The organism is Mycobacterium sp. JS623, assembly GCF_000328565.1.
Lineage (GTDB): Bacteria > Actinomycetota > Actinomycetes > Mycobacteriales > Mycobacteriaceae > Mycobacterium.
The window spans coordinates 108922-127800 of record NC_019966.1; the positions used below are offsets into that span (position 1 = coordinate 108922).

Consider the following 18879-nt stretch of genomic DNA (forward strand, 5'->3'; position numbering starts at 1 on the left):
TCTGGCGGGGTGACAGACGACAAGATGCTGGCGCGCATCGCCGCGCTGCTTCGCCAGGCGGAGGGGACCGACAACCAGCACGAGGCCGACGCGTTCATGGCCGCCGCACAGCGATTGGCCACGGCGACGTCCATCGACCTCGCGGTTGCCCGCGCGCATTCCGACAAGCGCACCAAGGCGCAGGCGCCGGTGCAGCGCACGATCACCATCGGTAATGCGGGCACCCGCGGACTGCGCACCTATGTGCAGTTGTTCACGTCGATCGCCCACGCCAACGACGTGAAATGCGACGTCGCATCGAACTCGACGTTCGTATACGCGTACGGATTCGCCGAGGACATCGACGCCAGCCATGCGCTCTACGCCAGCCTGGTGCTGCAGATGGTCAGAGCGTCGGAGTCGTACATCTCCTCGGGCGCGCACCGGCCAACGCCCACCATCACCGCGCGAATCAACTTCCAACTGGCGTTCGGCGCCCGCATCGGAAAACGGCTGGTGGAGGCGCGCGAGCAGGCGCAGCGCGAGGCCACGGCGGGCCGTGACAGCCAGCCAGGTACGGCTATCGCGTTGCGGGACAAGGATATCGAACTAAAAGACTTCTACCGCGAGACGTCCCAGGCGCGGGGCACCTGGCGAGCCACCAGCGCGACGGCGGGCTACTCGTCGGCTGCCCGGCGCGCCGGTGATCGGGCCGGAAAACGGGCCCGGCTGGGCCACAGCCCCGAGCTGGCGGGCGCCCGCTCGGCATTGGAGACGTGACGCCACGCGACACGCAGCGCGCAAAGGTTTATGCCGCTGAGGAATTCGTGCGGACACTGTTCGACCGCGCTACCGAGCGGGGCAATCGTGTCGTCGACTTTTTCGGCACGCAGCTCACACTGCCGCCGGAGGGGCGCTTCGGATCGGTCGCCGCCGTGCAGCGGTACGTCGACGAGGTGTTGGCACATGTGGGTGCTGACCGCCCGTTGATGGTCAGGGCTCGGCGCGGTGTGACCGCCGCCCACTACGAGCGACTCGACGACGACGCCACCATCGCCGTGCCCGACGGGCGTTCGACGTGGGCGCTGCGCGAGCTGGTGGTGTTGCACGAGATCGCTCACCACCTCAGCGACGCCGAGCCGCCGCATGGACCGGACTTCGTCGCAACGTTCTGCGGGCTCGCCGAGGCGGTGATGGGCGCGGAGGTCGCCTATGTGTTGCGCGTCGTATACGCCAAAGAGGGTGTCCGGTAGCGTTTGTCGAGTGACTGAGCCGGACCCCAAGGCGCTCGATGAGCTGTTCAACCGCGTGCTCGACACCGAGGACGACGCGCTGAAGGCAGCGCGAGAAGCCGGCAGCGCGGCCGGTATGCCGGCGATCGAAGTGTCCGCCCAACACGGCAAGTTGTTGTTCCTTCTCGCGACCGCGATGCGCGCCACGCGTGTGCTCGAGATCGGCACGCTCGCGGGCTACAGCACCATCCAGTTGGCCCGGGCCGTCGGGCCCGGCGGCCGCGTCATCACGCTGGAATTCGAACCCAAGCACGCAGAGGTGGCGCGGACGAACCTGGCACGGGCCGGTGTCGACCGCCGCGTCGAGGTCATCGTCGGTGCTGCGCTGGACACCTTGCCGACGCTGCAGGGCCGCGGCGAAACCTTCGACCTGATCTTCATCGACGCCGATAAGGAGAACAACGTCGCATACGTCGAGTGGGCGATCAAACTCGGGGCGCCGGGGTCAATCATCCTGGTGGACAACATCGCTCGCTTCGGCCGCGTCCTCGAGCCCGCCCCTGACGATCTGCAGGCGCGGGCCGTACGCGACATGCTGGAGATGATGGGCGCGCATCCGCGGCTGGACGCCGCTGCGATTCAGACCGTCGGCACCAAGGGCTGGGACGGCTTCGCGGTGGCAATCGTCAAGGAGCCCGAGTAAGACTTGTAGCGACCACGGTGCCGTATCGGCCGCCGAGCGCTCTAATATCGTTGGCGGACAGGGCCCTTCGGCGGGTCACGGCGCGCGTCAGCTGCCTGACCCCCCTGACCTGATGGTGCAGTGCGCGTAGGAGATGAACCACCTCGCTGGCTTCCTGCCCGCGTTGTACGGCCGATTCCCCAACGAATGACCGTATGAGTGTGTTAATTCAGTGCTATGTCGAAAACTCTGTCCATAGGCGTGCTTGCTGCATGTGCTGCGCTGCTCGTGTCGCCGGTCGCTCATGCGGATCGAGCCGAACCACCGCCGCTGTACGGGTCCTACAACCTGTTCATCGACTTTTCGAAACAGACATTCAACGGGCTGCCGACACCGATGAATCCGATAACGGTGCCTGCCGAATTCACCACCCAATGTGGCGTGGACGGTTGCTTCGTGCGCATGGACAACAAGGACGACCACGCCCGCAATCCCGGCGCTCCGTTGGCTTACGAGTACCGATGGACGGGCGATCGCTGGGAAACCAGCGGTCAGTATCCCTACTTCTGTGACCGCAATGACCCCAGCAGCGCCGTGCAAGCCCAACGGTCGGACTACTGGATCCCGAACGCTGACGGCAGCTTCTTCGGAGAGCGCACCCTCGTCATCGAAGGAGCCGGGTGTCCAGGTGAGGGTCCGGGCACCCATTGGCTGCCGATCTCGCTGAGCCCGGTCGATCCACCTGAAGGATCTCACTGAGCGTATTGACAGAATAGATAATTTGCCTGAAATTCGAGTACGCACCGCTTACGCTGGCGCGATGCACCCACAATGGAGTAGGCGAAGTTTCCTCGGGATGACCGCAGCGGCGGGCTTGGCGATCACAGCGACTCATGCGGCGGGCCGCGCGACGGCCGCACCCAATACAGGTCCTGTGACCATCAACCACGCCTTCGGGCAGACCGTGGTTCCTTCGCCGCCCAAACGTGTCGTCAGCGCCGGCTTCACCGAACAGGACGACCTGCTGTCCGTCGGTGTGGTGCCGATCGCCACGACCGAATGGTTCGGCAACGAGCCGTTCGCCGTATGGCCGTGGGCGCAAGGCAAACTCGGCGGGGCGCAGCCAACGGTGCTCAGCATTTATGACGGCATCCAGGTCGACCAGATTGCGGCGCTGAAGCCTGACCTGATCGTCGCGACCAACGCCGGCGTGAACGAGGATACGTACCAACAACTCTCGGCCATCGCGCCGACCATTCCCCAGTCCGGCGCCGAACCGTTCTTCGAACCATGGAAATTGCAGGCGAACGCGATCGGCGAAGCGGTGTTCCAGGCGGACAGGATGCGGTCCGTGATCGCCGGCGTCGACGGGCGGTTCGCGGCGGTCGCCAAGAAATACCCGCAATTCGCAGGCAAAAAGGTCTTCCTGCTCTCAGGAAATACGTTCTGGCAGGACAGCGTCATCGCGGCCATCCCGAGTTGGAAGACAGAGTTCCTCACTCAGATGGGCTTCGTGATCCCCGCGGGCATCGCCGCCTACAGCAGGGGCGACGACCGGGCGTATCTGGATCCCAACGACCCCGCGCCGCTGGACGAGGCCGACGTGTTGATCTGGAAGACGGAGAGCCAGGCCGATATCGATGCGCTGCTCGCCATTCCAGGTATCGCGAATCTGCCGGCCACGCGTGAGAACCGCAATGTCTTTACCACCAACGAGCAGGCCGGTGCGATCGCGTTCTGTTCGCCCCTGTCGCTGCCCTTCGTGGCAGACCAGCTACCGCCGCTGTTAGCGAAAGCGCTGCACTAGCCGCAGACGGCGCCGCCGGCCGCGGAGCCGACCAACTTGGTGTACTTGGCCAGCACACCGGTGGTGTAACGCGGGGGCAGGGGCTCGAAACCTGCCTTGCGCGTTTCGAATTCGTCTGGGTCCACGAGCACGTCCAGCGTGCCCTTGGCCACGTCGAGCCGAATGCGGTCGCCGTCTTGCAGGAACGCGATTGGCCCGCCGTCGACGGCCTCCGGCGCGATGTGCCCCACGCACAGGCCCGTGGTGCCGCCGGAGAAGCGGCCGTCGGTCATCAGCAGTACGTCCTTGCCGAGTCCGGCGCCCTTGATAGCGCCAGTAATGGCGAGCATCTCGCGCATCCCTGGTCCTCCCTTGGGGCCCTCGTAGCGAATCACCACGACATCGCCGGCGGTGATGGTGCCGTCCTCCAGAGCATCCAGCGCTGCCCGCTCCCGCTCGAAAACCCTTGCGGTGCCCTCGAACACATCGGAGTCGAAGCCTGCCGACTTCACCACCGCCCCCTCGGGTGCCAACGAACCGCCGAGGATCGTGATGCCGCCCGTCGGATGGATCGGGTTGGACAGCGCCCGCAACACCTTGCCGTCGGGATCAGGCGGGCTGATATGCGCGAGGTTTTCGGCCATCGTCTGGCCCGTCACCGTTAGGCAATCACCGTGCAGCAGACCGGCATCCAGCAGGGCCTTCATCACCACGGGCACGCCGCCGATGCGGTCGACGTCCGTCATGACATGGCTACCAAAGGGTTTCACGTCGGCGAGATGGGGAACTTTCGCGCCGAGGCGGGTGAAGTCCTCCAGCGTCAGCTTCACGTTCGCCTCGTGCGCGATGGCCAGCAGGTGCAGCACCGCGTTGGTCGACCCGCCGAACGCCATCACCACGGCGATCGCGTTCTCGAACGCCTCCTTGGTCAGGATGTCACGGGCGGTGATGCCGCGGCGCAGCAGCTCCACGACGGCCTGGCCCGACTTACGGGCGAACCCGTCACGTCGCCGGTCGGTGGCGGGTGGTGCAGCCGAGCCGGGCAGCGACATGCCGAGCGCTTCGGCGGCCGACGCCATGGTGTTGGCGGTGTACATGCCGCCGCACGCGCCCTCGCCGGGGCAGATTGCCCGCTCGATCGCGTCGACGTCCTCGCGCGACATCAGCCCGCGAGAGCATGCGCCGACGGCCTCGAACGCGTCGATGATCGTCACTTCCTTCTCGGTGCCGTCCGACAGCTTGGCGATGCCGGGAAGGATCGAGCCCGCATACAAGAACACCGAAGCCAGGTCCAACCGGGCGGCAGCCATCAGCATGCCTGGCAGCGACTTGTCGCATCCGGCCAGCAACACCGAACCGTCGAGGCGCTCGGCCTGCATGACCGTCTCGACGCTGTCGGCGATCACCTCGCGGGAGACGAGCGAGAAGTGCATGCCTTCGTGACCCATCGAGATGCCGTCGGACACCGAGATCGTGCCGAACTCCATCGGATAGCCGCCGGCGGTGAACACGCCGTCCTTGACGGCCTTGGCCAGCCGGTCCAGCGATAGGTTGCACGGCGTGATCTCGTTCCACGATGAGCCGACGCCGATCTGCGGCTTGGCGAAGTCCTCGTCACCCATCCCTACGGCCCGCAACATTCCGCGGGCTGCGGCCTTTTCCAGGCCGTCGGTGACGTCGCGGCTTCGGGGCTTCATGTCAGGGCTTGAGGGCATGCGTTTCAGTATGCCGTCGGCGTTTCGACAGGCCAAACCGTTACGAATACCCCCTCGGGGTACCCTGGGTGGGTGACCCCGATGACTCGTCTGCTCGCGGCGCTTGTGGCGGTAGCTACAGCGCTGTTCCTGTCCTCGTGCAGCAGCCCCAAGAGCGACGGGCACACCGATCATCCGAAGTCCGACGAGCCCGTGATAACGGGGCAGCCCGCTGGTTACAACGCCGACGATGTCGCATTCGCCACCAACATGATTCCGCACCATCAACAGGCCGTCGACCTCTCGGCGCTGGTGCCCGACCGCACCACCAACGCAGCACTCCAGCAGCTGGCGACGCAGATCTCGGCGGCACAGCAACCCGAGATTCAAGTGATGAAGGTGTTCCTGGTGCAGTGGAACGAGAACCCGGAAAACAACGCGGGGCATGCGGGCCACGGCAACACGATGCTGGGCATGGTCGACGAGGCGACGATGACGAAGTTGAAATCGCTGAACGGCGCGGAGTTCGACAAGCTGTGGCTGCAGTCGATGATCGGTCACCACCAGGGTGCGATCGAAATGGCCAAGGCCGAGATCGCCAACGGCGACAATGTGGATGCCAAATCAGTGGCGAAGAACATCGTCACCGCGCAGGAAGCCGAGATCGGCCAGATGAAACAGATGCTGGGAGGCTGAAAATGACTGCCGCACACGGTTATTCGCAGCAAAAGGAGAACTACGCCAAACGGCTCCGCCGAATCGAGGGTCAGGTCCGCGGCATCGCGAAGATGATCGACGAGGACAAGTACTGCATCGACGTGCTCACCCAGATCAGCGCGGTCAACAGCGCGCTGCAGTCGGTGGCGCTCGGGCTACTCGACGAGCACCTCGGCCATTGCGTCACCCAGGCTGTTGCCGAGGGTGGGGACGAGGCTGACGCCAAGCTGGCCGAGGCGTCGGCGGCCATCGCCCGCTTAGTTCGCTCCTAGTCCTCGCTACAACGCCTCCACATCCCGTTCGCCAGTGCGTACCCGGACCACGGCGTCGACCGTGGTCACCCAGACCTTGCCATCGCCGATCTTGCCGGTCCGTGCCGCGCCGATGATGGCCTCGAGCACGGTTTCGACGTGATCTTCCTCGACCACAACGTCAAGGCGCGCCTTGGGGATGAAGTCGACCCGATACTCCGCGCCGCGGTACACCTCCGTGTGGCCTTTCTGGCGGCCATAGCCCTGCGCTTCGCTGAACGTCATGCCGTGTACACCGGCCGCATCGATGGCCGCGCGAACGTCAGTGACGGTGAACGGCTGAACGATCGCGGTGATCAGCTTCACGGCGTCACACCACCTTTGCGCCTTCGGAGTCCAGTCGCCCGCCGATGAGCGACTCGTCCGGGTACGCCTCCTCTTGGTGCACGGCGATGTCGCCCTCTGCCAGAACGTCTTCGGGGGCGCGCAGTTTCATGAACAGGCCGAGGAACTTCAGGATGGCCACCGTCACCAGCGCGTCCCACGCGATGATCGTGAGCGCCGCGCAGAGCTGCACGAGGATCTGCGCGGGATGGTGGCCCCACAACCAGCCCGAGGCGGTCACGTCGCTGACGTCCTTGCCGTTGCCGAGATAGATGATCACGTGTGGGTCGGCGAGTACACCGACCAGCAGCCCGCCGATCAATCCGGCGACGCCGTGGGTGTGGACCACGCCGAGTGTGTCGTCGACCTTGCTGAACAGCCGAGTGCGGCCCAGCCAGTTCCAGGACATCCAGACCAGCGACGAAGCCACCGCGCCGATGATGATGGCGCCAAACGTGTTGACGTAACCGGCGGCGGGCGTGATTCCCACCAAACCGACGATCATGCCGTTGACACCGCCGAGGAACGTGGGCTTGCGCTCGCGACTGGCGAAGATATCCCAGATCACCCAGGTCAGAAGCGCGACCGCGGTGGCGACGTTGGTGTTGAGTACGGCCAGAGAGGCGTTAGTGCCTGCGAAGTACGGATCGCCACCGTTGAATCCGTTCCAGCCCAACCACAAAATGCCGGCTCCCACGGCCGCCATGGGCAGATTGTTCGGCACCGCTCGCTCGCGGTCCCGAGCCAGGCGGGGCCCGATCACCGCGGCGGCGACGAATCCTGTGGTGCCTGCAGCCAGGTGGATGACGTAGCCCCCGGAGTAGTCGAGCACGCCTGTGCTGAACAGGCTGCTGGCTCCGGCGTGGGCCTGAGCCCAGAAGCCGCCACCCCACACGAGGAAGGCGTTGACGCAATATGCAAACGTCGACCACAACGGGACGAAGATCAGCCACACCTTGAAGTTGATCCGGCCGATCACGCTGCCCAGGAACAGCAGCGGTGTAATCGCGGCGAAGACGAACTGGAAGTAGGCCAGCGTCGTCTCGGAAAACTTGAATTGGGGCATCAACCCGTCGAGCAGAGGAATGACCGCCTGGTGCTGGTTGTCGGTGCCGAGGATCGACCGTGGCTTGCCCACTGCGGCCTGCAAGACGCCGGGACCGAGTTTGAGTGGCTCGCCGAAGCCCATCTTGAAGCCCCATAAGACCCAGACGACGAGCACCAGCGAGAAGCCAGTGAAGGCCATCAACATCGTATTGACGGCCCACTTCTTCTGGACCAGGCCGCCGTATAGCACCGCGATGCCGGGAAGGCTCATGAGGCCGACGAGGGTGGCCGCCACCAACTGCCACGCATTGTCGCCCGAGCCGAGCCAGTCGGGATAGGGATTCATGCAGACCGCCTTTGCTGGTCGTAATTCCGCCTACCGGCTGGCCAAATTTTTACGCTCAGCGCGTTTCGTGTGGATTAGCTATTGTTAATTCTTTATTTCGAGAGACCTTATTCTCCCAGGTTATTAACCACATTTTCGGCGCGTCTGGACAGCGATTTCGCAGCCATCCTTCAGCTGCACAGTCTCCCGATCGCCGGACTTTACCAATCATGTTGGCGAACAACGTATTTGATAGCGCCGATGCGGGTACGCGACTAGCGCAGATGAAATTTTCCGACGCAAGTTATTTTGCCCGTTGAAATACGACAGGAATCGGATCAGAATTCAAACGTCGACGCATGTGCCAGTCACGGCTACAGGAGTCGCAATGCGCAAATTCGTCCTGCGTTGCCGATATCGATGGGTTGCGCGCGCATTCGGCCGAAACCCGCTACTGCGCTGGCCCGATCGGGTTGAGGCCTGCGTCATCCTCGCGGCGATGGTGCTCGCGCTTGGCGTAGGCGGGGTCAGTGTCGCCCAGGGTGCAGTGGTCTACCAGTCGCACGCGAGGCTCTACGCTGCGCAGGCCCGGATGCGCCACATGGTCACCGCGACGGTTGCCGCGACCGCGAACCCGCACCAGCAGCACACCGCCACCTCGACAGTCCTGGCGACGTGGCCATCTGCCGTCGACGGCGCTCGCGGAGGCGAATCACAGTCCGAGCGCGCGGAGTGGGTCACCACCCGCCGCTCGGTCGGCGACGGCGATCGGATTCGCCTCTGGCTCAATGACGATGGCAGGCAGGTCGATCCACCGACACCGGTAATGCAGGCCGATGTCGATGCCATCGGCGTAGGGGCGGGCATCTGGGGCGCTGCGATCGTGGGCCTGATGGCAGGCGTCGCCGTGGTGCGCTCGCCGCTGGACCGGATCCGCCGCGCACAACTCGACCGCGAGATCGAGCACTTCGTCAATGGTGATGCAACCAACCATCCGCAGTGACCGCCGCGCGGCGCTGCTACGGAACAATTCCGGCGGCCCGGCACTGGACCTGGACAGCTTGCGCGTGCGGGTCGTGTTGTGCGTAGGCGGCCCGACACCACGTGCGCGCCGCGTTACCGCAAGCGTGTTCGACCCCGCCTCCCATCGAACTGGCCAGCGCGACGGTCACACACGCATCGGTTGGGTGAACTGAAGCCGATCTGCTGGTGATGACCGTCCAGGCTGTCGTGCCGACTGCGATGATGCCGACCAGAATCGCCGCAGCAATCAACATGCCCCGGCGCTCGCTGCTGGTCAGCGGGTCGGTGGGCGGAGTTTTGCCGCTACTGGCCGTCGATGGCTCCTTCGTCCCAACGATTCAACTGATCGTAAAGAGAAATGGGGTGAGGGGCTCACGTTCAACACACGGTTATTGCTTGCTGTATCCGGTCGGGCGCACGACAAGGATCACGCGGTCGGCCTTGTCCGCAGGCGGTTCCGTCAGCGGCCCGCTGTAGCGGTCGTTGAGCTGAAGGTAGAAGGCGCCGGTGGGATCGGGGACGATCTCCTCGACCACGCCGCGCACCTCCAGGTAGCGGTACGGGTTATCGGGATCGCTGATCGACATCGCCACGTTCGGATTCGCCGTGACGTTGCGGTACTTCTGCCGTTTGGTGGTGTGGGTAAAGCGCAGCAACTCGCCGTCCCAGTCGAACCACATCGGGTTCACCTGCGCATTGCCGTCGGGCCGCGTCGTCGCCAAATGCCCGTAGAGCGGGCGTTCCAGCAGCGTTTCGTACCCCGTCGGAATATCGACCATCAGATTCCTCTCTCGAATTGGCGCCGATCCACTACGAGCTCACAACTCGCCCTGGCGCGATTCGCATCCCCGCTCGATATTTGTGGTGATCTTTAATTCCGCAGGCAAGCAGTAGGAAGTAACATTCCCCGCTTCGCTGCGATTGACACTGCAGGTCAGCGCCCTGGGCTGGGCGGTTGCACAGGACCAGGCAGCTTCCTCGCCGAAGTAGCCGGTGCTTTCGCTGTGCGAGACTGGACGAAGTTTGTGTGTGACTGGAGGTGACGTATGCGTACGCGGATGAGCGGCAGACTGGCCACCGCGATGATCGCGGTTGGACTGGTTGGTGGACTGGCGTTGGGCAACCCATCTGCGCTGGCTGACCCCGACGTTCCGCCGCCGCCGGCGCCGATCGATCCGGCCGCAGCGCCCGTGCCGCCGCCCGATCCGTTCGCACCGCCGCCGCCCGCTGATCCGCTCGCAGTCCCGCCGCCGGCCGATCCGGCCGCACCGCCCGCTCCGCCGCCGTTCGGGTTGCCGAACCCGTTCGCGCCTGCCGATCCGTTGGCCGCGCAGCCCGCTGTGATCCCCGAGGGCACGCCCGCGGGCCAGAACCCGACGCCGTACACCGGCCCGCCGGTGTTCGCCCCGCCGACGTTCAACCCGACAAACGGCGCCAAGGCCGGAGCTGCCAAGCCGATCTACATCAACTTCGCGCGGCCGATCGCCGACCGCGCGATGGCCGAGCAGGCCATCCACATCTCGTCGGTTCCGCCGGTGCCTGGGCGGTTCTACTGGACCAGCGACACGCAGGTGCGCTGGCGGCCGCAGAACTTCTGGCCGGCAGGCACCGTCGTCAACATCGACGCGAGCGGCACCAAGTCGAGCTTCACCGTTCCCGAGCAACTGGTGGCCACCGTGGATGACGCGACCCATCAGATGACGGTCGTGCGGAACGGGAAGGTCGAGAGGACCATCCCGGTGTCGATGGGTATGTCGGCTGGCGGGCATACGACCCCGAACGGCACCTACTACGTGCTCGAGAAGTTCCCCCACATCGTGATGGACTCCTCGACTTATGGCGTGCCCGTGAATTCGGCCAACGGCTACAAGGTCGACGTGGATCTCGCCGTTCGGATCGACAACAGCGGCAACTTTGTGCACAGCGCACCGTGGTCGGTGGCCGACCAGGGCAAGCGCAACGTCAGCCACGGCTGCATCAACATCAGCCCCGAGAACGCGAAGTGGTTCTATGACAACTTCGGCAGCGGCGATCCGATCGTGATCAAGAACTCGAAGGGCCTCTACAACCAGCCAGACGGCGCGTCCGACTGGCAGATGTTCTAGATCGCCTACCGCACCGACGGCGCCGCTCTTGACCTCCTGCTACGCAGGTGGCGTCTCGAGTATCGCCTTTAGCTCCAGATGCGAACGCGCCGTTGTGGTTCCAGGAACAGCTCGTCGGACTCGCTGACGTCGAACGCGTCATAGAAGGCGTCCATGTTGCGGATCACGCCGTTGCACCGGAATTCCGGCGGCGAGTGCGGGTCGATCGCCAGCCGCCGAATTGCCTCGGCATCCCGGGATTTGGTGCGCCACACCTGTGCCCAGCCGAAGAACACCCGCTGCTCGCCAGTCAGGCCGTCGATCACCGGCGCGTCCTTGCCCTTCAGTGACAGCCGGTAGGCCAGCAGTGCGATCGACAGCCCGCCGAGGTCGCCGATGTTCTCGCCGACGGTGAAGGCGCCGTTAACGTGGTGGCCGTCGCTCAGCTGCCGGGGGGTGTACTCCTCGTACTGTTCGATCAACGCCTTTGTGCGGGCGCCGAATTCGGTCCGGTCCTCATCGGTCCACCAGTCAACCAGGTTGCCGTCGCCGTCGTACTTGGCGCCCTGGTCGTCGAACCCATGCCCGATCTCGTGTCCGATCACAGCGCCGATACCGCCGTAGTTGGCGGCGTCGTCAGCGTCGGCGTCGAAGAACGGTGGCTGCAGAATCGCTGCGGGGAAGACGATCTCGTTCATGCCGGGGTTGTAATAGGCGTTGACGGTCTGCGGTGTCATGAACCACTCGCCGCGGTCCACCGGCCCGCCGAGCTTGGCCAGCTCGCGATCCGACTCGATCTCGTGGCCACGCCGGTAGTTGCCGTACAGGTCGTCGCGCTCGATGACCAGCTTCGAGTAGTCCCGCCACTTGGCGGGGTAGCCGATCTTCGGAGTGAACTTGTCTAGTTTGGCCAGTGCCTTCTGCCGGGTGGCCGGGGTCATCCATTCGAGGTCGTTGATGCTGACGCGGTAGGCTTCGCGCAGGTTGGCCACCAGTTCGTCCATCCGCGCCTTGGCATCCGGCGGGAAATGACGCTCGACGTACAGCTTGCCGACGGCGTCGCCCATGAGGCCTTCCACCACCGACACCGCGCGCTTCCACCGATCGCGGATCTCCTCGGTGCCGCTCAACAGGCGGCCGTAGAACGAGAAGTCCTCCGCCACCAAATCGTCGGTGAGCAGCGAGGCGCGGGCGTGGATCAGCCGCCAGCGCGCCCAGTTCTTCCAGTCCTCCAGGTCTTCGCCTGACCACGCCGCAGCGAACGCGGTGAGGTAATCAGGCTGGCGCACAACGACTTCCGCAACAGCATCCGGAGTTGTGCCCAAGGCGCGAACCCAGCCCGCCCAGTCGAAGCCGGGCGCCTCGGCAGGCAGGTCGGCGAACGTGCGCAGGTTGTAGGTCAGGTCGGCGTCGCGGCGCTTGACCACATCCCAATGCGCGGCGGCCAGCTTGGTCTCGAGCGCCACAATGCGTGCGGCGGTCTCGGAGTGGTCGCCGCCGTACACGAGCGTGAACATCGCCGCGATGTGCTGTGGGTATGCAGCGAGGATCTCGGCGTGCTGCTCGGCGCGGTAGTACGACTCGTCGGGTAGGCCGAGCCCGGACTGGTTGAGGTGAAGGAGGTAGCGCGTCGAGTCCTTGGAGTCGGTGTCGACGTAGACGCCGGTACCGCCACCTACGCCGCTGCGCTGCAACGCGCCCAACACCGCCGCCAATCCCTCGGGGGTCTCGGCGGCGTCGATGGCGGCCAGCTCGTCGAGCAGCGGCTGCATACCGCGCTCGGCCACCGTCTGCTCGTCCATGAAGCTCGCATACAGATCGCCGATACGCTGCTCGTCGGTGCCCTGCGCCGCGCCCGACGCGGCCGCGTCGGTGATGATGTCGCGGACCTGCTCCTCGGCGCGGTCGTAGAGCGAGCGGAATGCACCGTCGGTCGCGCGGTCGGCCGGGATCTTGTACTCGGCCAACCAGCGACCGTTGACATGGCCGAACAGATCGTCTTGAGGGCGCGCATCGGAGTCGACGTGGCTGAGGTCGATACCGGAGCGAATGGCTTCTACCGTCACCCCAACATCCTTCCAGAAGCTCGCGAGTGCACTGTTCGCCGCGTGCACACCGACTCTTTTTTGAAAGCAAGCACGTCGGTTGATCGATGGCTGCCCGTTGACTTCGTAAATTCCTTGTTCAGGAGATTTTCAGTTGTGCTGCGGCGGCGTCACCGGCGGAACCGGCAACGCCGGAACCGCGGGCAATCCGGGCTGACTTTGGCCGCCGGGTAGCCTCTCGCCTGTGCCCGACGAGCAGAGCCAGGACCTCACCGACGACGGCCCCGTCTTCAGCGGCTACGGCATCGGTTCCGCTGTGGTCGGGCTGGTGGCCGTCGCAGCCGTCGTCCTCGGCGTCCTGATCTGGACCCAGCACCGCAGCGATGTCGGCGAACTCCACTACCGCGCCCGCATCATGCAGGCCGCCGCCGACTGGACCAGCGTGCTGATCAACATGAACAAGGACAGCGTCGACTCGGACCTGAACAAACTGCACGAGGGCACTGTCGGTCAGCTCAACGCGGACTTCGATTCCACCGTCGAGCCGTACCGCGCGCTGGTGCAGAAGCTGCAAGCGAAGACCACCGGTCAGGTCGACTCGGTGGCCGTAGAGTCGATTCACCACGCGCCGCCCAGTGCGAACGGCGCCCCGCCACCCCAGCAGCAGCCCGAACTATCGGGTGCCGCGTCACGCACCGACACCGTGATGGTGGTGGCGACGTCGATCAGCCAGAACGCAGGCACCGACAAGCCGCAGACCGTGCGCTGGAATCTGCGCCTCGACGTCTCCGACGTGGACGGCAAGCTGCTGATCTCGCGGCTGGAGCCAATCCGATGAGAAACCTGTTGCGGGTCTTGGCTTTCGACGTGTTGGCGCCCATAGCCGCGGTCACCGCGCTCGTCTACATCGGCATCGCGTTGGCCTGGCCGCTGTGGTGGGTGTCGGTGTGTTCGGTGCTGTGCCTGCTGATCGTCGAGGCCGTCGTCGTCAACGTCGTTCTCGCGCGCCGCGATTCGGTCACCCTCGGCACCGACGACGACGGCCCCGGACTGCGACTCGCAGTCGTCGCCGTCGCGACCGCCGCGTTGGCGGCCGGCGTGATCATCGGCTACGTCAGGTGGACGGTGCCCGACCGCACCCTCAACAGTGACACCGCCGAGGTGGTCGGCATCGCCAGCGGCGTCTCGGAGGCTTCGGCCACGTTCACGCCGCAAAGCCCGAACGCATCGATGGACCGGGTTACGGCCATGATGACGGCGAAGAGCGCAGAGGTGTTCAAGCGTGAATTCGCCGATGTGGCAAAGGATTTGACAAGCAGAAACATCTCGGCCCAGGCCAGCACGGCTTCGGCGGGCATCGAGGCGATCGGGCCAGACGCCGCCAGCGTCGCGGTGATCATGCGTGCGACGCAGAGCTCGCCGGGCAAGCCGACGGACACTGCAGTCCTCGCCCTTCGCGTCCAACTGTCGAAGTCCAACGGGCGCTGGATGGTCGACGACGTATCGCCGATCCACTCGCGCTAGCGCAGCAGACGGGCGTGGTCGACCTTCAGGCAGCGATCCATCACCACTTGCAGTCCCGCCGCCTCACCATCGTGGGCCACCTCGTCATGCCACAACCCGAGCTGTAGCCACAGCACCTTCGCCCCCACCTTGATGGTGTCTGCGAGCACGCCGGGCAGATACTCGTGGCGCCGGAACACATCGACGAGATCGGGCACCACGGGCAAGTCGGCCAGGGATGGGTACACCGGTGTGCCCTCGATTTCGTCGATCGTCGGATTGACCAGATACAGCTCGTAGTTGCTCGCCGACTTCAGGTAGCTCCACACGTCATGGCTGGCCCGCATGGGATTGGCCGACGCGCCGACGATCGCGACCGTGCGCGTGTCGCGCAGGATCTGTTCGATGTCCGGCGCGTGCGACATGGTCAGTGGCGTTGATCCCGAATCTTGGCGAACCGGTCGGACAGCCGGCGCATCCGGATCATCAGTGAGGCAGGCGGACTCGTCGTTCCTTCGAGATATGCTTTGAAATCCTCGCCGGGCACGCCAATGCGCGAGGCGAACTCGTTAGGGCCCAGACCCGATCGCTCCAGCAATGCCTGCACATGGCGGCCGACTTCGGCGCGCTCGTTGGCCTCGAGATGCTCGCGGGTGCGGATCAGCACCTCCGACAGCGCCTTCGAAACCCCGTACGGCCGTGCGGTTTCCAGTACTTCCTCGACCTGGCGCGCGGTCCTGCCGTACGGATCACGTTTGATCGCGACGACGATGCGCTGCCATACCGTCAAGTCATCGGTCTCCAGCGCCGCGCGAATCGCGGAGGTCGGCCAGAACTCGACGGGCCGATCGTCGATCGCCGGCTTGCGGGCATTCCTCGGCGCAGGGGCTCGCGTCGGGCCGGCGACTGCATCGCGGTGCGCGTCCCGAATGTCGGGTGCCAACGTCACCTCGCCTCCTCAAGCATCGCTACCGCCACCGACAGGCAGCGCTCTCTGACCTTGGCCCAATCAGCCTCCGCCTCCGGGCCCGACATCCTGGTGTCGTGCTCGTCCGACGGTTGCGGATCGGCCAGGCGGCGTACCAACTGGGTGGCGACCCATTGTTTTCTCGAGCGGTCTCCACAGTAGTACCGGTCCATTGACGCGAGCACCACAGCGGCAGTGTGAGTCTCCATGGAGTCGACCAATTCGGCAAACTCGGCAAAATCCCTGGTCGTGTTTCGGCACATGACCAGGTAGCTCTTCAGCCGCAGCGTCTCCGCGCCGGTCGGAACCTGCAGCCGGTCACCCGTCGGCAGTTGCACGTTGGTGGTCTCCACCGGGCTGCTCCGCGCCACCGGCGCGCGCTCGGAGTCGGCCTCGGTCTCCAGCGCATCCAGGGCCACCGACAGCCTGCCCCGCCAGATGGTCACCGGATGCATCTCGGTCGGGCTGTGCGGCCCGGGCTTTCCGTTCTTCTTCACACCGTTCCCGTTCGTCGCGCCGTTGCGGGGTGCGCCACCGTTGACAATCGCAGGCATCGGCTGCGTGACGGGAGCGACGCCGAGCGCGAGTGGGTCGGCGACGGTAATCGTATCGGGCGCAAGGCTTTTCAGTCTGGCCGCAGACTTGACCACCATGCGAAGATCCGAGCCGGTCGGCCCTAGCGACGAGATGTCGTCGGGGATGATGACCAGGTCGGGCAGGTCGACCTTCGGGATCGGCTTCTCGAAGTCCACCGACGGCAGGATGCGCGCCAGCCAGCGCGGCAGCCACCAGTTCCATTCGTCGAACATCGCCATCAGCGCAGGCACCAGTACGAGCCGGACCACCGTGGCGTCGACTGCGATCGCGACCGCACAGGCGACACCCAGCTGCGCGACCAGCGGCATGCCCGCGAACGCGAAGCCGATGAACACCGCGATCATGATCAGTGCGGCGCTGGTGATCGTGCGTGCGCTGGTGCTCACCCCGTACGCGACGGCGTCGCGAGTGTTCTTGGTCTGCAGGAAGCGCTCGCGGATGCGGGTCAGCAGGAAGATCTCGTAGTCCATCGACAGGCCGAACGTCATGGCCAGCACCAGCGGCGGAATCGTGCTGTCCAGCGACGAGATCGGCTTGAAGCCCAGATCTTCCAGCCAGCCCCACTGGAAGACGGCTACCAGGCTGCCGTAGGCGGCGGCCACCGACAGCACCGTCATCAGGACGCCCTTGAACGCCAGGAACACCGAGCGGATCGAGATCAGCAGCATCACGAACGCGATCAGCGCAACGAACCCGAACACCATCGGCTGCGTCTTCGACACCCGATCGTCGAAGTCCTTGATCAGCGCTGTCGGCCCGCCAACGTCGATGCGCGCTCCTGTGTCAGTCTGCGGCAGCTGGGCGCGCATCCAGTCGACGGTGTCGCGCGCGCCCATGTCCTCGGGATCCACCGACAGCACGGCCGACAACAGCGCACGCCGGTAGTCGTCGCCGAAGACCGGCGGCGACACCGTCACCACGTGGGGTCCCTGCGCCATCTTCTGGCGCACCGCCTCGAGCGCCGGCTGTTTCGCGGCCGCCGAGGCTGCGTTGCCATCGGGGAACGTCACCAGCACACGCACCGGTCCGAGCGCGCCGGGCCCCAACGCCTCGGCGGCCGCGTTCACGCCGCCGCGGATCTCATGCGTCGGCTCGAACTGGCGCTGCATGCTGTTGCCGAGAACCATCGAGAACGCCGGCGCGGCAAGGGTCAACAGGAATGCCGCGGCCAGCAGGGCCGACACCCACGGCCGGCGCATCACCCATCCGGTCCACCGACTCCAGAACCGCGACTGCGTGCTCTCGACGCGGCGTGACCAATGCAGATACGACGACCGCTTGGCCGCGGCCCGGCCGAACGTCGCGAGCACAGCCGGCGTCAATGTGGTCGACGTCAACACCGCCACAGCGACAGCGAGGATGGCGCCGGTCGCCATCGACTGCAGCACCGGGGTGTTGATCAGATAGATGCCGGTGACGGAGGCGATCACCGTCAGGCCGGACAGCACGACGGCCAAACCGGAGGTGGCCATCGCCGCATCGGCGGCTTGTTGGGGATCGCGGCCGGCCCGCAGTTCCTCGCGGAACCGCATGAGAATAAATAGTGAATAGTCGATGGCCAGCGCGATGCCGAACATCGACACCGTCGACGTGACGAACACCGACATCGTGGTGTACATCGACAGCAGATAGACCAGCCCCATGGTCACCACGACCGTGCAGATGCCCAGGACCAGCGGCATGGCCGCGGCCGCCAGCGAGCCGAACACCGCGAGCAAAACAATCAGGACGATCGGAAGGTTCCACTGTTCGGCCTGCGCAATGTCGTGCTTGGTGGCCAGCGTCGCGGCCGCGCCGAGCGCGCCCTGCCCGATGACGTAGAGCTTGACCTTGCCGTTCTCGATCTCGCCGGGTTGATCGCCGGTGATGCCGACCTTCTGCCGTAGTTGTTTCGCGACGTCGACGGCGCCGGTGTTGTTGAAGTCCAGCTGCAGAGTGACGACGTACGGGCGGTCTGGCTGAGGCGGTGGCTGCTGCGGGTTGGGTGCCACCTTGACGCTGGGTACCTCGGCGGCGATGCGCTCGAGTTGGGCCACGGCCGCGGTCATGTCTTCGAACGAGGCATCCGCGCGTGGGGCTGCGACCAGGGCCAATGGGGAGGCGCCCTGGCCGGGAAAGTGTTGCTCGAGCTCGCGCTGAACGTGCAGCGACTGGGATCCTTCGACTTCGAATCCGCCGCCGGTGAGGTTGCCGGATTGGTTCATCGCCAGATAAATGGAGGGAACCAATAAAAGCAGCCAGACCGCGAAGACCGCCCAGCGATATCTGCGCAGGTTGCTGCTCAAGCGCATCATGAACTGCTGGATGGCGAACTCCCACTTTCTGCCCGGCGTTGCGAAGCTGAGCCTATATCAGCGTCGTGTAGGGTGGCCCGCCCTGAGCAACGCCTTAAGCAGCTCTAACTCAGCTCTCGCAATTAATCGGCTAAGCGTTACTTAAGCTGTGGACTTCCTGGTGTTCACCAGCATGTTTCTTCGCTGGATTGGCAGCGGTAGTGGCGTCGATGGCACTATGTGCGACAGGCCGTTTTGGGGTCGGGAACCCAACTGTCCGATTGCACGGT

Annotated in this window: 19 protein-coding genes; 11 read left to right on the plus strand and 8 right to left on the minus strand. The window is 65.1% G+C overall.

Translation table 11 applies throughout. The features are described 5' to 3' along the window. Positions 1-9 precede the first annotated feature (9 nt). The 5 genes from MYCSM_RS00545 to MYCSM_RS00565 all read left to right on the plus strand — a co-directional run bounded on the left by MYCSM_RS00545 (position 10) and on the right by MYCSM_RS00565 (position 3700). Complete coding sequence (locus MYCSM_RS00545) at positions 10-759, plus strand: DUF2786 domain-containing protein (protein ID WP_041311073.1); 750 nt, start codon at positions 10-12, stop codon at positions 757-759. Next, on the plus strand, positions 756-1232 hold the full coding sequence (locus MYCSM_RS00550; protein WP_015304163.1) for a TIGR04338 family metallohydrolase: 477 nt from the start codon (positions 756-758) through the stop codon (positions 1230-1232). Before MYCSM_RS00545 ends, MYCSM_RS00550 begins: the two co-directional genes overlap by 4 nt. 10 nt (positions 1233-1242) lie before the next feature. Then, entirely contained in the window at positions 1243-1914 is a 672-nt protein-coding gene (locus MYCSM_RS00555) for an O-methyltransferase (protein WP_041311077.1), read from the plus strand. Positions 1915-2130: 216 nt separating this feature from the next. Further along, positions 2131-2652, plus strand: coding sequence for a hypothetical protein (locus MYCSM_RS00560; RefSeq protein WP_015304165.1), 522 nt, complete (start codon positions 2131-2133; stop codon positions 2650-2652). Positions 2653-2713: 61 nt separating this feature from the next. Beyond that, a complete protein-coding gene (locus MYCSM_RS00565; protein WP_041311081.1) occupies positions 2714-3700 on the plus strand; it encodes an ABC transporter substrate-binding protein in 987 nt (328 codons plus the stop codon). Here the strand turns inward: MYCSM_RS00565 and ilvD are convergent. Next, positions 3697-5394, minus strand: a complete 1698-nt coding sequence (gene ilvD, locus MYCSM_RS00570) for a dihydroxy-acid dehydratase (protein WP_015304167.1) — start codon at positions 5392-5394, stop codon at positions 3697-3699. The two genes, MYCSM_RS00565 and ilvD, sit on opposite strands and share 4 nt — an antisense overlap. Positions 5395-5475: 81 nt before the next feature. Between ilvD and MYCSM_RS00575 the strand changes: the two genes are divergently transcribed. Continuing rightward, complete coding sequence (locus MYCSM_RS00575; protein WP_015304168.1) at positions 5476-6069, plus strand: DUF305 domain-containing protein; 594 nt, start codon at positions 5476-5478, stop codon at positions 6067-6069. A 2-nt stretch (positions 6070-6071) separates the two neighbouring features. Further along, entirely contained in the window at positions 6072-6362 is a 291-nt protein-coding gene (locus MYCSM_RS00580; protein WP_015304169.1) for a metal-sensitive transcriptional regulator, read from the plus strand. Positions 6363-6368: 6 nt separating this feature from the next. On the opposite strand, the gene MYCSM_RS00585 is transcribed toward MYCSM_RS00580, so the two are convergent. Together MYCSM_RS00585 and MYCSM_RS00590 are read right to left on the minus strand one after the other, a co-directional pair. Beyond that, a complete protein-coding gene (locus MYCSM_RS00585; RefSeq protein ID WP_015304170.1) occupies positions 6369-6707 on the minus strand; it encodes a P-II family nitrogen regulator in 339 nt (112 codons plus the stop codon). Positions 6708-6711: 4 nt separating this feature from the next. Next, positions 6712-8118, minus strand: coding sequence for an ammonium transporter (locus tag MYCSM_RS00590; protein ID WP_015304171.1), 1407 nt, complete (start codon positions 8116-8118; stop codon positions 6712-6714). A 367-nt stretch (positions 8119-8485) separates the two neighbouring features. Here MYCSM_RS00590 and MYCSM_RS00595 point away from each other — a divergent pair, with 367 nt between their 5' ends. Continuing rightward, positions 8486-9100: an Rv1733c family protein gene (locus MYCSM_RS00595; protein WP_015304172.1), complete on the plus strand. Its 615-nt coding sequence runs from the start codon at positions 8486-8488 to the stop codon at positions 9098-9100. 409 nt (positions 9101-9509) lie between these two features. Here MYCSM_RS00595 and MYCSM_RS00605 read toward each other — a convergent pair whose 3' ends face one another. Continuing rightward, entirely contained in the window at positions 9510-9899 is a 390-nt protein-coding gene (locus MYCSM_RS00605) for a PPOX class F420-dependent oxidoreductase (protein WP_015304175.1), read from the minus strand. Positions 9900-10166: 267 nt separating this feature from the next. On the opposite strand from MYCSM_RS00605, the gene MYCSM_RS00610 reads away from it, so the two are divergent. Beyond that, a complete protein-coding gene (locus tag MYCSM_RS00610) occupies positions 10167-11225 on the plus strand; it encodes a L,D-transpeptidase (protein WP_015304176.1) in 1059 nt (352 codons plus the stop codon). Positions 11226-11293: 68 nt separating this feature from the next. Here the strand turns inward: MYCSM_RS00610 and MYCSM_RS00615 are convergent, their stop codons facing one another. Continuing rightward, positions 11294-13270, minus strand: coding sequence for a M13 family metallopeptidase (locus MYCSM_RS00615; protein ID WP_041312930.1), 1977 nt, complete (start codon positions 13268-13270; stop codon positions 11294-11296). Positions 13271-13493: 223 nt separating this feature from the next. On the opposite strand from MYCSM_RS00615, the gene MYCSM_RS00620 reads away from it, so the two are divergent. Together MYCSM_RS00620 and MYCSM_RS00625 are read left to right on the plus strand one after the other, a co-directional pair. Further along, positions 13494-14087: a hypothetical protein gene (locus tag MYCSM_RS00620; protein WP_015304178.1), complete on the plus strand. Its 594-nt coding sequence runs from the start codon at positions 13494-13496 to the stop codon at positions 14085-14087. Next, positions 14084-14773: a hypothetical protein gene (locus MYCSM_RS00625; protein WP_015304179.1), complete on the plus strand. Its 690-nt coding sequence runs from the start codon at positions 14084-14086 to the stop codon at positions 14771-14773. Before MYCSM_RS00620 ends, MYCSM_RS00625 begins: the two co-directional genes overlap by 4 nt. Here the strand turns inward: MYCSM_RS00625 and MYCSM_RS00630 are convergent. From MYCSM_RS00630 to MYCSM_RS00640, 3 genes are read right to left on the minus strand one after another with little or no spacing between them, the layout of a single operon-like run. Beyond that, positions 14770-15177 (minus strand): CoA-binding protein, encoded by a 408-nt coding sequence (locus tag MYCSM_RS00630; protein WP_015304180.1) that lies wholly within the window; start codon positions 15175-15177, stop codon positions 14770-14772. The two genes, MYCSM_RS00625 and MYCSM_RS00630, sit on opposite strands and share 4 nt — an antisense overlap. A 2-nt stretch (positions 15178-15179) precedes the next feature. Continuing rightward, positions 15180-15701, minus strand: a complete 522-nt coding sequence (locus MYCSM_RS00635; RefSeq protein ID WP_015304181.1) for a hypothetical protein — start codon at positions 15699-15701, stop codon at positions 15180-15182. Continuing rightward, complete coding sequence (locus MYCSM_RS00640) at positions 15698-18610, minus strand: MMPL family transporter (RefSeq protein ID WP_041311092.1); 2913 nt, start codon at positions 18608-18610, stop codon at positions 15698-15700. The genes MYCSM_RS00635 and MYCSM_RS00640 overlap by 4 nt, the downstream gene beginning before the upstream one ends. Positions 18611-18879 lie beyond the last annotated feature (269 nt).